The sequence below is a fragment of the Lampropedia hyalina DSM 16112 genome (assembly GCF_900129055.1).
GTDB classification, from domain to species: domain Bacteria; phylum Pseudomonadota; class Gammaproteobacteria; order Burkholderiales; family Burkholderiaceae_C; genus Lampropedia; species Lampropedia hyalina.
The window spans coordinates 77,442-88,893 of record NZ_FQUZ01000012.1; the positions used below are offsets into that span (position 1 = coordinate 77,442).

The following is an 11,452-nucleotide window of genomic DNA, read 5'->3' on the forward strand; positions in this document are numbered from 1 at the left end:
AGTGGGCGGGATTCTTTGAATTAAAATAATCCATTCTTGTTCTTTCCACCCCAGTGCCTGAATCTCCCTGATGCCCAAACCACACACCATTGCCACCGGCGCGGAGCCAGGGTTCCCGCGAGGCACCGCCTTGCCGGTGCAGGGCGATTCGCACGCCCAGGCCGTTGGGGCTGCGCCAGCGGTCAGCCCGGTGGCCGCGCCCGTGGCCAGCGGCTCGGCCCATGCCAAGGTCATCCTGTTCGGTGAACACAGCGTGGTCTATGGCCACACCGCCGTGGCCCTGCCGATGTTCAACCTGCGCATGCAGGCGCGTGCCTGGCGCACGGCCGATGCGGCGCGTTTCGAGTCGGCCTACTACACCGGCGAGTTTCGCCATGCCCCGGATTTCATGGCCGCGCCGCGCGCTGCCGTGGAGGCTGTGCTGGAGCAGGTGGGCGGCCAGCTCGATGGCATGAGCGTCTCGGTGGGCGGAACCATTCCGCTGGGGCGGGGTCTTGGCTCCAGTGCGGCCGCTGCCGGTGCCATCGTCGATGCGGTGGCGCGGCTGCATGGCGCGGAATTGAGCGAGACCGAACGCTTCAACCTGGTGCAGGTGGCCGAGCGCGTGGCACATGGCCGCGCCAGCGGGCTGGATGCCTATGCCACCACCGTGGCGCACCCCATTCGCTTTCGCAACGGCCTGGCGGCGGTGCTGCCGATGCGCCTGAGCGGGCGGCTGATTGTTGCCGACACCGGTGTGCATGGCTCCACCTGGCAGGCCGTGGAGATGGTGCGCTCGCTGCGGGAACGCTTTCGCCGCCGCGTCGATCGCGTCATCGAGGAGCTGGGCACGCTGGCCGAGGCCGCCGTCACCGATCTGGCCCACAACCAGATCGTGCCCTTGGGCGGACGCATGAACCGGGCGCAGGAACTGCTGGAGCAACTCAAGGTCAGCCATCCCAGCATCGACCGCCTGGTGGGCGTGGCCCGCCGTGCGGGCGCGCTGGGCGTGAAGCTCACCGGCGCGGGGCTGGGCGGCTGCGTGGTGGCTCTGGCCCATGCCGACAGCGTCGATACCATCGTGCAGGCCCTGCAAGAGGCCGGTGCGGCACAGACCTGGACATTGACCGAAGCAGGAGCCGCTGCGTGACACTGTTGCCTTGCGCCACCGCCATCGCCTACCCGAACATTGCCCTCATCAAGTACTGGGGCAAGCGCGACGAAGCCCTGATTCTGCCCATGACCGGCAGTCTCTCCCTCACGCTGGATGTCCACGCCACCACCACCACCGTCAGCCCCGATGCCCGCCTGAGTGCCGATGCCGTGGAGTTCAATGGCACGCTCATCGACGATGCCGCTGCCCGCAAGGTGGCGGTGTTTCTCGATCTGGTGCGCCAGCGCGTCGGCTCCCGGGTGTTCGCACGGGTGCGCACCCGCAACGATGGCCCCACCGCCGCCGGGCTGGCTTCTTCGGCCAGCGGCTTTGCCGCGCTGGCGGCGGCCGCTGCCCATGCCTACGCCCTGGAGCTGACCCCGCGCGAACTCTCGCGGCTGGCGCGGCGCGGTTCCGGCTCCGCCAGCCGTTCGGTCTTCGGCGGCTTTGCCATCTGGCACGCCGGGCAGGACGATGCCAGCTCCTTTGCCGAGCCGGTGCAGGCCGCCAGCCTCGACGTGGCCATGGTCATGGCCGTCATTCAGGCCGGGCAGAAGGCCATCTCCAGCCGCGTGGCCATGCGCCGCACCGTGGAAACCTCGCCCTTCTACCCTGGCTGGCTGCACCAGAACCCGCTTGACCTGGAGGCCATGCAGCAGGCTCTGGCCGCTGGCGACTTCACCCGCATGGGCGAACTGACCGAGGCCAATGCCCTGCGCATGCACGCCACCATGCTGGGAGCCATGCCACCGGTGCGCTACCTCGCCCCCGACAGCCTGCGCATCCTCGACGAAGTGGCCGCCCTGCGCCAGCGCGGCGTGCCCGCCTACGCCACGATGGATGCCGGCCCCAACGTCAAGGTGCTGTGCCAGCGGCACGATGCCCTCGCAGTGGCCGATGCCCTGCGCGCCCTGCTGGGCGATGTCGGCAGGGTCGTCGTGGCCCATGCCGGCCCCGGTGTGCGCGTTTGTGAAGCCGAAGGCTCATGACGTTTGCGCAGCAGGCATTTGCGCCGGGAAAATTGTTTCTGGCAGGCGAATACGCCGTCGTGGAGCCGGGACGGCAGGCCGTGCTGGTCGCCGTGGAGCGTGGCATCACTGCCACGGTGCAGGCCGCTGCCCAGCCGCACGGGCGCGTGTTCTCCAGCCTTTACGATCCCGAGGGCCGCATCTGGCAACTTCAACCCGATGGCTTGACGGCCCCACACCTGCATGAGCAGCATGACGTGGCTTTTGCCGCCATGCGCCTGGTCGATGCCCGCCTGCGCCAGCACGGCCTGCCACGCCTGCCTTACGACCTGCACCTCGACAGCAACCTGAACAGCCCCGATGGCCGCAAATACGGCCTTGGCTCCAGTGCCGCTGTCAGCGTCGCCAGCCTGCGCGCCCTGCATGCGGCCTTCGGCCTGCCGCTGGACGACGAAACCCTCATCAAACTCGCGCTGCTGGCCGGTCTGGGCCTGAACCCGAATGGTTCCGGCGGCGACGTGGCCGCCAGCGTGCTGGGAGGCTGGCTGCACTATGCCAGCCCCGATCGTGGCTGGCTGCGCACACAGCAGCACCTGGAGCTGGAAGATTTGCTGGCCCAGCCCTGGCCGGGCCTGCTGGCGCAACGTCTGCCCGCGCCCGCTTGCGTGCAACTGCTGGTTGGCTGGACGGGCACGCCCGCCAGCACCACCCAACTGGTGGCCGCACAGCGCAGCCCCATCACCGCAGACCTGCTCGATGCCAGCGATACCGCCGTGCAGACGCTGGTGCAGGCCATTCGCGCCAACGACTGCACCGCCATGCAGCAGGCCCTGCGACAGGCCCGCGAGGCCGTGGCGCAGATCGCCCAAGCACGCGGGCGCACGGTGGATACCGAACGCCTGCTGCATCTGCGTCACGAGGCCGAACGCCTGGGTGCGGTCGCCAAGACCTCCGGCGCGGGCGGTGGCGACTGCGGCATCGCACTGCTGCCCGCCCAAGCCGACCCCCAACCTGTTCTTGCCGCCTGGCGGGAACATGGCATTGAACCGCTAGACCTGAAAGTGACGAGCGCATGAGCAACCGAAAAGACGAGCATGTGGCCCTGGCATTGCAGCAGCACGGCAGTGCCGGCCGCAACGAATTCGACCTGGTGCGCTTCGTCCACCACGCCCTGCCCGACAGCGACAGCGACCGCAGCGATCTGCGCACCGATGTGGCGGGCGCGACCTGGAACTGGCCGTTCTACCTCAACGGCATGACCGGCGGCAGTACCCGCACCGGCGAAATCAACCGCCAGCTTGCCACGGCTGCCCGTGAAACCGGCATCGCCATTGCCGCCGGATCGCTCAGTGCCTACCTCAAGGATGCCAGCACGGCCGAGAGTTTCCGGGTGTTGCGCACGGAAAACCCCCACGGCTTCGTCATGGCCAACGTCAATGCCAATGCCGATCTGGACGGGGTGCGCCGCGCGGTGGACTTGCTGGAAGCCAACGCGCTGCAAATCCACCTCAATGTGGCGCAGGAAACCGTCATGCCCGAAGGCGACCGCGCCTTCGGGCACTGGGCACAGATGCTGGAGCGCACCGTGCAGGCACTGGATGTGCCCGTCATCGTCAAGGAAGTGGGCTTTGGCCTCAGCCCGCAGACCCTGCAACGCCTGCATGGGCTGGGCGTGCAGTGGGCCGATGTCTCCGGGCGCGGCGGCACGGACTTTGCCCGCATCGAAAACGCCCGCCGTCCGGGCACCGACTACGATTATCTGATCGGCTGGGGCCAGTCCGCCCCCGCTTGCCTGGCCGAAGCCAGCCTGCTGCCTGCCGCACAACGCCCGCATCTGCTGGCCTCCGGTGGCGTGCGCCATCCGCTGGACGTGCTGCGCGCGCTGGCTCTGGGCGCGCGGGCCGTGGGCGTATCGGGGCATTTTCTGCATACGCTTTCGACCCAGGGGCTGGATGCACTGATCGCCGAAATCCACCGCTGGCAGGCGCAGTTGCGCCAGTTGCTGGCCCTGGTGGGTTGCACGAATCTGGCCGATCTGGCCCACACCGATCTGCTGCTCGGTGGCGAACTGCGCGAATATTGCGAACTGCGCGGCGTGGACGTGGCGGCACTGGCACAACGCCAGCGCACGGCGGCTGCCCGCTGCCATCCGGCCACCGTCGCTCCCATTGAAACCATCACACCATGACTGAAAAAGACCCTCTGGAACACGCCGCCGTGCCCATGCGCTGGGTGGGGCCGATCCGCATCAGCGGCAACGTGCTCGAAGCCGAGCGCGAAGTGCCGCTGGCCACCTACGAAACCCCGCTGTGGCCGTCCGTGCGCCGGGGCGCGAAAATCTCCATGCAGGTTTCGGGCGGCATCCGCACCACCCTCATCGACGAGCGCATGAGCCGCTCCATCCTGTTCGAGACCGACGATGCCGGACAGGCCCTGCAAGCCTGGCAGTCCATCCAGGGCCGCTTTGCCGACCTGCAACAGGTGGCCGCAGGCAGCAGCCGCTTTGCCAGGCTCATCGACCTGCACAGCCAGATCGCGGGCAACCTGCTGTTCATCCGCCTGGAGCTGACCACTGGCGATGCCTCCGGCCACAACATGGTCACGCTGGCGGCCGAACGCATGCAGGAATTCATCCTGCGCGAGTACCCGCAACTGCGCTACGGCTCCATCTCCGGCAATTTTTGCTCCGACAAGAAGCCCACCGCCGTCAATGGCATCCTGGGGCGGGGCAAGAACGTGGTGGCCGACATCCTCATCCCGCGCCGTGTCGTCAGCCGCTGGCTGCGCAGTACCCCGGAAAAAATCGCCACCCTCAACGTGCGCAAGAACCTTATCGGCACCATGCTGGCCGGGGGATTGCGTGCGGGCAACGCCCACTACGCCAATATGCTGCTGGGCTTTTATCTGGCCACCGGGCAGGATGCGGCTAACATCATCGAAGGCTCCCAGGGCATCACCCATGCCGAAGTGCGCGGCGAAGACCTTTATTTTTCCTGCACCCTGCCCAATCTGATCGTGGGAAGCGTCGGCAACGGCAAGGGGCTGGACTTCGTGGAACGCAACCTCCGGCGCATGGGCTGCCGCGAACCGGGTGAACCCGGCGAGAACGCCCGCCGACTGGCCGTGCTGTGCGCCGCCACCGTGCTGTGCGGCGAACTCTCGCTGCTGGCCGCGCAGACCAACCCCGGCGAGCTGATGGAGGCCCACGTCAAGATCGAACGTGCCAGCAGTGGCCAGCACCCGCCCCAGGCCGCTCAGTGACCCTCCCACTGACCCTCAGGAAAGGGCCACCTGCCACCGGGCGGGCCAGTCTGTTTCTGTGCAGGCATCCCGTTGTATGCAGTATGCTTAGAGCCACGTATTGAAGGAAGATAAGAATATGTCCAGCACACCCATCGGAATCCATGACATCTCGTTTGCCACCACCTCGCTGGTGCTTGATCTGGGGGTCATTGCGACACGCATGGGCATCGACCCGCAGAAATACTACAGCGGCATCGGTCAGGTGGAGATGAGCGTGCCCGCACGGGACGAAGACATCGTCACACTGGCCGCCAATGCTGCCCTGCCCATCGTCGAGCGGCATGGCCGCGACCGCATCCGCACCGTCATCGTCGCCACCGAAACCGGGATTGACCAGTCCAAGGCGGCCGCCGTTTACGTCCACCGCCTGCTGGGATTGGGTGAGAACTGCCGGGCCGTGGAATTCAAGCAGGCCTGTTACTCGGCCACTGCAGCCCTGCAATTCGCCGCTGCCATGGTCCAGCGCGACCCGCAGCAGCAGGTGCTGGTCATTGCCACCGACGTAGCTCGCTACGACCTGCAATCCAGTGGCGAACCCACCCAGGGCGCGGGCGCGGCGGCCATGCTGGTGGCGGCCGACCCTGCCATCATCGCCCTCGAACCCGTCACCGGCCTCTACACCGAAGACATCATGGACTTCTGGCGGCCCAACCACCGCGACACCGCACTGGTCGATGGCAAGACCTCCATTCGCGCCTACTTGCACGCCATCGAGCACGCCTGGCAGGATGCCCAGCGGCAGGGCGCACCGGGCTTCGAGCAGATCGACTACTTCTGCTACCACCAACCCTTCACCGTCATGGCCGTCAAGGCGCATCGGCACCTGGTGAAAATTGCTGCAGCGGCAGCCAGCAGCGCGCAGGTCGATGCGGTGCTGGAACCCAGCCTCATCTACAACCGCCAGGTGGGCAACTCCTACACCGCTTCCATGTACATTGCGCTGGTCAGCCTGCTCGACAACGTGGCGCAACTGGACGGCAAGCGCATTGCCTTCCTGAGCTACGGTTCTGGCTGCGTGGCGGAAATTTTCACCGGCGTGGTGCAACCCGGTTACGCAAGCCATCTGCGCACCGCCGCCCACGCCGCTGCCCTGCAAGGGCGCACGGCGATTGATGATGCCGATTACCTCGCCCGCCACGCGCAGACGCAACCCACCGATGCGGGCGCACACCCCGCCCCGCACGAAACCACCGGCCACTTCCGTTACGCGGGCCTGAGCGGCAACAAACGCCTGTATGAAGCCACGCCTGCCCGCAGCGACAGCGCATCCTGAAACCCTGTCATGACCTTCACCCAACAACTGCGCGATGCCGCGCAACAGAACCAGTCCATGCTGTGCGTGGGGCTGGACCCGGACACCCGCCGCCTGCCCGGTGCATGGCAGGGCAAACCGGAACACATCTACGACTTCTGCGCCGCCATCGTCGATGCCTCCGCCGATCTGGTGTGCGCCTTCAAGCCGCAAATCGCCTACTTTGCCGCCGATGGAGCCGAAGCCCAACTGGAGCGGCTGATCGCCTACATCCGCCAGCGTGCCCCGCAGGTTCCGGTGATTCTGGATGCCAAACGCGGCGACATCGGCTCCACGGCCACGCAATACGCCCGCGAAGCCTTCGACCGCTACGGCGCAGATGCCGTCACGCTCTCGCCCTTCATGGGCTTTGACTCCATCGAACCGTATCTGGCCTATGCCGACAAGGGCGTGTTCCTGCTGTGCCGCACCTCCAACCGGGGCGGCAACGACTTGCAGGCGCAGCGTCTGGCCAGCGTGATGGGACAGCCGCTGCTGTACGAACATGTGGCAACGCTGGCGCAGAACGCCTGGAACCCCGACCCGGCCGTGCGCCAGGTGGGCCTGGTGGTGGGAGCCACCTACCCGAACGAAATTGCCCGCGTGCGCCAACTGGCCCCCGATGCCCCGCTGCTGATTCCCGGCGTGGGTGCGCAGGGTGGCGATGCCGTGGCCACCGTACAGGCAGGCTGGAATGGCGTGGGCAGCGTGGTGGTGAACTCCTCGCGCGCGGTGCTCTACGCCAGTGCAGGGGCCGACTTTGCGCAGGCCGCCCGCTCTGTCGCCGAAGCCACCCGCCAGCAGTTGCAGCAGGCGATCCCGACCGAGCAGGGCGAGGCGGAGACCCCATAGGGCGTGTCACTCAATCGGTCTTCACTCCAGAGCCTTGGCTGCTGCCTGAGCCACCTGTGAATCATCAGGGCCACGGGAGCCGCGCACCGATGACCTGGTCAGCGATACGCAGCGGAATTCCTCCCTCAAGCGGAGTGACCCCCGGAGTGGAGAGAAAACTGGGCCTGCCGTTGTTGATGTAGTCCTCGAAGTGCTTCGATGGCTGTTGGATCAGTGCGGCGGTACGCGCCTTGGCGATGGCGACCTGGACACTGATGGCACTGGCACCATCGGCCTTGCGAAAGGCAACCAGCTCTCCGCTGGAATCGACCACGGCCACGCTCATCTTCCAGCCATTGCGTTGCGCTTCGGTAAAGGCGGCTGCCATCACCTGGTCGGCACCTGCCAGGGCGATATCCGTTCGTTCTAGCGTCAATGGCCCGTGCCGGGTACTGCCGTCGGGTGTCGATTGAGCGATTGCCGGGCTACCCGAAAGGGAAAAGCACAGCAATGCGGTGGCTGTGCCGAAAGAAAGAAATCGCACTGCTGGTGCTGGTGATGTATTGCAGGTTGTCATGGGAGCTCCTTGTCGGAAGTGTGAGAGGGGTGTCGTCATGGCGTGCGGGTGCGGTGGAGTTGCAGGAGTGCCTTGCCGTAGTCATTACCGTTGGGTGTACGGATTACCGCATGGGCGTGTTCGCGTACAGCAACTTCTCTGTCACCGGGCAGGGCCAGCGGTGCCTGGTGGTCGAACTCGATAAGCAGCACCGGACTGTGGATGCGGTAATGGAAGACTGCGTCATCGTCTATCTGGCCCTTCCAGGCGAAGTGGGTTTCATCAAGATGCGCCTCGACTTCGCGCATCTTCACCTGGGCGTGTGCCGGGCGTAGGTTGCCCACATAAAGCTCAATCAGCTTCAGCAGACGGGCACGGTTTTCACGGTTCAGCGTGCTGGCGGCTACGCCCTGCATGGGCACAACGGCATTGTCCTTGAACATTTCCGTGAGGTTCTCGTTGCGTCCCTTGGCACCAAGGTGTGCCTGCTGCTGCTGAGCTGCGGGCAGGTTTTGCATGAGATCGAGTGCCTTGGCTTCTTCCTGCTTCAGCACAGAGGTGCCTGCGTACTTGCCGCCAAGGGCGTGAGTGGGTTCTGAACCGAGAAATACCGGTGACATCACCACCTGATCACCGAGCACGAAGTAATTGACGGTCAGGTGATGGCCTTCGATCTGCCAGCCCCACGGTTCCGTCGGCGATGGTTCGCCCATGACGGTGAACCAGTAGCGTTGCTCGTTGTAGCCCTCGAAGTTGGAGGTCAGTTCAGCAAGGCTGTGATTCAGGCGCATGACATTGCGCAGGTTGCTGTAGCCACGCGGACTCATGGAGGCTTGCAGCAGTGCGAAAGCCGCCTGCTGCTGCGCGGGCGTCATGTCCATGAGTGCCACACCCTGGCGATCGAAACGGTGAATGTTCATCCAGGTGCGCCATTGCGGGTCGTCAATTGTGAAACGCGCCTGTCTGCGCTGGCTGTCATCCAGGCTGGCCAGGAAAGCGCGTGCCGCCAGTAACACCGGAGCGGTGGAAGCACCGTTGCTTCGAGCGAAAAAAGCCCTTCACGGATCGTGCCCTGTTCGCTGATGCCTTGAAAAGATTGTGTCCATGTCCCCTGGCTGAATGCCTCGAATTCGGCAGGGCCAGCCAGTTGGCTCCAGGCCTGGCCGCTGAGCAGGCCCAGCACCAAGCTGGTGCAGAGGGTTTTCATCAGGGGACGGGTACGGCGATGGTTCATGTTGGCTCCAGTGGGTGAGGCGGTAGTACCGCTAAGGTGCTGCAAACTCTACCCAGGTCTGGTCACTGCAATGTGCCGACACGGTGCCGTTGTGTAAGCCTGTGTCGCAGCACTTTCTATCTGCGACACAGGGTTACAAAACCGCTGTCGCTGTGTTTGCTTCGTTTCAGGCCCATGTCTAGAATGCCCCCATGACTCGTCCAGCCCATATCCTGATCGTCGATGACCATCGCGAGATCCGTGATGCGCTGAAGAAGTACCTGGAAAAAAATGGCCTGCACGCGCAGGCGGTGGAAAATGCCCAGGCCATGGATCGGGCCCTGCAAAAGGATCACTACGATTTGGTGATTCTGGATGTCATGATGCCCGGTGAGGATGGACTGTCGGTCTGTCGCAGGCTGCGAGTGGAGTCGGACGTAGCGATCCTGATGCTGACTCCCTGGGCGAAGAAACGGATCGAGTCGTCGGCCTTGAACTGGGTGCCGATGACTACCTGGCCAAACCGTTCAGTCCGCGTGAAGTGCTTGCGAGAATCAAATCGATTCTGCGCTGTACCCAGGCACCTGCACGCATTGGTGGCTGCCTTGCAGGCAAGCGCATCCGCTTCGACCGCTGGCTGCTGGATGTGGATCGGCGCGAACTGAGCGATGAGGAAGGGCGGAGGGCATTACTCACCGCTGCTGATTACCAGCTGCTACTGGCTTTTCTGGAGCGACCGCGCATGGTGCTGTCCCGCGAACGCCTGTTGGACCTGACCACCGGCAGGGAAGCGATGGCCTTTGATCGGGCGATTGACAATCAGGTCAGCCGACTGCGCCGCAAGATCGAGCGCGACCCCTCTGCACCGCACCTGATCGTCACCATCCGTGGTGGCGGTTACAGCCTGTCCGCTGAGGTCGAGGAACTGCCGCCATGAGCCTGTGGCCGCGCAGTATGCGCAGCCAGTTAATCTTCTTGCTACTGGGTGCCTTGGTGGCCGTGCAGTGCCTGAGCATCTGGCTGTTTCTCGATGAGCGTCACGAGGCGATGATGCGCGTCACTGCCAAGGACGCGGTCAGCCGGGTGCTCAATATCGCCAACGAGCTGCAAAACACCGATTCAGCGTTGCACGCTGTGATGATTCGTGCCGCAGAGTCCCAGGAGTTCCGCTTGAGCGTCGATGCAATCGCCCTGGCGCAGGGCCGTCACGCATTCCCTCTGAACAGGTTGCAGCACGAGTTGCAACGGGTGTTTGCGGCGATGCCGCCGCGCGAGTTGCTGATCGCACTGCGTTCCCCAGAGCCACCACCGAGCATTCGCCCCGAACTCGGCCTGCACGAGGACGATGACGAGCTGGAGCTAATCATCTCGGCCGCGTTACCTGAGGGCTGGCTGAATGCGCGGGTCGATTTGGGCGAAGCACCTTTTCAATGGGCCTGGCCGGCGATCATGTCGATCTTGCTCACCATGGGCACAGTGATAACCGTGGTGTGGCTGTTGGTGAGGCGTATTGCCGAGCCACTGCAATCATTGGTACTGGCCACCCGGCGTCTGGGGCAAGAACAGGCAATGGTGCATCTGCCGTGCAGTGGGCCTGCGGAAGTACAGCAATTGACCGCCTGCTTCAATGAAATGGCTGATCGCCTGATTCAGTTGCTTGCCGAGCGATCAAGAACCCTGGCTGCCATTGGCCACGATCTGCGGTCGCCTATCACGGCCATGCGCCTGCGTGTCGAATTGATCGATGATGACGAGGAGCGCGAACGTATCGGCCTCTGTCTGGATGAAATCGAGACGCTCGTTCAGGCGGCGTTGGCCCTGGCCAGCGGCAACAGCGATGCAGAGCCGGTGCGATGGCTGTCGATTGAAGTTCCCCCACATTACCGGAGGGTATAGAACACTGGATCGGCCATTTCTGGCGTTGGTTTGGAAACAGATTTCTTGCTGCCTTTCCTCCTTTTTTCAAACTCTACAGGCGACAGGTAACCGATGCCTGAATGCAGCCGGTGCGGGTTGTACCAGCCCTCGATCCAGCTAAAGATGTCGCGCTTGGCTCCTGCCTTTGTTGGCCAACTTCTCCTGTCAATCAACTCACATTCCAGACTCGCAAAAAAGCTCTCAGCCATGGCGTTGTCGTAGGCATCACCCACCGTCCCCA

13 protein-coding genes are annotated in these 11,452 nt (G+C 64.4%); 10 read left to right on the plus strand and 3 right to left on the minus strand.

Annotated features, from left to right (window positions below; translation table 11 throughout):
• Nucleotides 1–70 precede the first annotated feature (70 nt).
• The 7 genes from mvk (at nucleotide 71) to pyrF (ending at nucleotide 7,546) form a co-directional block, all read left to right on the plus strand.
• Nucleotides 71–1,129 (plus strand): mevalonate kinase, encoded by a 1,059-nt coding sequence (gene mvk / locus BUE21_RS06630; protein WP_084522978.1) that lies wholly within the window; start codon nucleotides 71–73, stop codon nucleotides 1,127–1,129.
• A complete protein-coding gene (gene mvaD, locus BUE21_RS06635) occupies nucleotides 1,126–2,121 on the plus strand; it encodes a diphosphomevalonate decarboxylase (protein ID WP_200796704.1) in 996 nt (331 codons plus the stop codon). The genes mvk and mvaD overlap by 4 nt, the downstream gene beginning before the upstream one ends.
• Nucleotides 2,118–3,176 carry a phosphomevalonate kinase gene (locus BUE21_RS06640; RefSeq protein ID WP_073355900.1) on the plus strand — a complete coding sequence of 353 codons (1,059 nt, stop codon included), beginning with the start codon at nucleotides 2,118–2,120 and terminating at the stop codon, nucleotides 3,174–3,176. The genes mvaD and BUE21_RS06640 overlap by 4 nt, the downstream gene beginning before the upstream one ends.
• Nucleotides 3,173–4,288 (plus strand): type 2 isopentenyl-diphosphate Delta-isomerase, encoded by a 1,116-nt coding sequence (gene fni, locus BUE21_RS06645; protein WP_073355901.1) that lies wholly within the window; start codon nucleotides 3,173–3,175, stop codon nucleotides 4,286–4,288. Before BUE21_RS06640 ends, fni begins: the two co-directional genes overlap by 4 nt.
• Nucleotides 4,285–5,361, plus strand: coding sequence for a hydroxymethylglutaryl-CoA reductase (locus BUE21_RS06650; protein WP_073355902.1), 1,077 nt, complete (start codon nucleotides 4,285–4,287; stop codon nucleotides 5,359–5,361). The genes fni and BUE21_RS06650 overlap by 4 nt, the downstream gene beginning before the upstream one ends.
• Before the next feature lie 118 nt (nucleotides 5,362–5,479).
• On the plus strand, nucleotides 5,480–6,676 hold the full coding sequence (locus tag BUE21_RS06655; RefSeq protein WP_073355903.1) for a hydroxymethylglutaryl-CoA synthase: 1,197 nt from the start codon (nucleotides 5,480–5,482) through the stop codon (nucleotides 6,674–6,676).
• A gap of 9 nt (nucleotides 6,677–6,685) precedes the next feature.
• A complete protein-coding gene (pyrF, locus tag BUE21_RS06660; protein WP_073355904.1) occupies nucleotides 6,686–7,546 on the plus strand; it encodes an orotidine-5'-phosphate decarboxylase in 861 nt (286 codons plus the stop codon).
• A 64-nt stretch (nucleotides 7,547–7,610) separates the two neighbouring features.
• Here pyrF and BUE21_RS15105 read toward each other — a convergent pair whose 3' ends face one another.
• Both BUE21_RS15105 and BUE21_RS06670 read right to left on the minus strand, forming a co-directional pair.
• Complete coding sequence (locus BUE21_RS15105; protein WP_327068570.1) at nucleotides 7,611–8,141, minus strand: GlcG/HbpS family heme-binding protein; 531 nt, start codon at nucleotides 8,139–8,141, stop codon at nucleotides 7,611–7,613.
• Complete coding sequence (locus tag BUE21_RS06670; protein ID WP_073355905.1) at nucleotides 8,138–9,097, minus strand: DUF3500 domain-containing protein; 960 nt, start codon at nucleotides 9,095–9,097, stop codon at nucleotides 8,138–8,140. Before BUE21_RS06670 ends, BUE21_RS15105 begins: the two co-directional genes overlap by 4 nt.
• A gap of 409 nt (nucleotides 9,098–9,506) precedes the next feature.
• Here BUE21_RS06670 and BUE21_RS14955 point away from each other — a divergent pair, with 409 nt between their 5' ends.
• The 3 genes from BUE21_RS14955 to BUE21_RS06680 all read left to right on the plus strand — a co-directional run bounded on the left by BUE21_RS14955 (nucleotide 9,507) and on the right by BUE21_RS06680 (nucleotide 11,190).
• Nucleotides 9,507–9,959, plus strand: a complete 453-nt coding sequence (locus tag BUE21_RS14955; protein ID WP_234971072.1) for a response regulator — start codon at nucleotides 9,507–9,509, stop codon at nucleotides 9,957–9,959.
• A gap of 77 nt (nucleotides 9,960–10,036) precedes the next feature.
• Complete coding sequence (locus BUE21_RS14960; RefSeq protein ID WP_234971073.1) at nucleotides 10,037–10,231, plus strand: winged helix-turn-helix domain-containing protein; 195 nt, start codon at nucleotides 10,037–10,039, stop codon at nucleotides 10,229–10,231.
• The gene (locus BUE21_RS06680; protein ID WP_073355906.1) at nucleotides 10,228–11,190 is read left to right on the plus strand and encodes a HAMP domain-containing protein; all 963 of its coding nucleotides are present in this window, start codon (nucleotides 10,228–10,230) and stop codon (nucleotides 11,188–11,190) included. Before BUE21_RS14960 ends, BUE21_RS06680 begins: the two co-directional genes overlap by 4 nt.
• On the opposite strand, the gene BUE21_RS06685 is transcribed toward BUE21_RS06680, so the two are convergent.
• On the minus strand, nucleotides 11,175–11,452 hold a 278-nt coding region (locus BUE21_RS06685; RefSeq protein WP_234971074.1), incomplete at its 5' end, for an integrase core domain-containing protein. The genes BUE21_RS06680 and BUE21_RS06685 overlap by 16 nt on opposite strands.

Coding starts and splice junctions, on each gene's coding strand:
- mvk (WP_084522978.1), top strand. CDS start 71: ATGCCCAAACCACACACCATTGCCACCGGCGCGGAGCCAGGGTTCCCG.
- BUE21_RS06640 (WP_073355900.1), top strand. CDS start 2,118: ATGACGTTTGCGCAGCAGGCATTTGCGCCGGGAAAATTGTTTCTGGCA.
- fni (WP_073355901.1), top strand. CDS start 3,173: ATGAGCAACCGAAAAGACGAGCATGTGGCCCTGGCATTGCAGCAGCAC.
- BUE21_RS06650 (WP_073355902.1), top strand. CDS start 4,285: ATGACTGAAAAAGACCCTCTGGAACACGCCGCCGTGCCCATGCGCTGG.
- BUE21_RS06655 (WP_073355903.1), top strand. CDS start 5,480: ATGTCCAGCACACCCATCGGAATCCATGACATCTCGTTTGCCACCACC.
- pyrF (WP_073355904.1), top strand. CDS start 6,686: ATGACCTTCACCCAACAACTGCGCGATGCCGCGCAACAGAACCAGTCC.
- BUE21_RS15105 (WP_327068570.1), bottom strand. CDS start 8,141: ATGACGACACCCCTCTCACACTTCCGACAAGGAGCTCCCATGACAACC.
- BUE21_RS14955 (WP_234971072.1), top strand. CDS start 9,507: ATGACTCGTCCAGCCCATATCCTGATCGTCGATGACCATCGCGAGATC.
- BUE21_RS14960 (WP_234971073.1), top strand. CDS start 10,037: ATGGTGCTGTCCCGCGAACGCCTGTTGGACCTGACCACCGGCAGGGAA.
- BUE21_RS06680 (WP_073355906.1), top strand. CDS start 10,228: ATGAGCCTGTGGCCGCGCAGTATGCGCAGCCAGTTAATCTTCTTGCTA.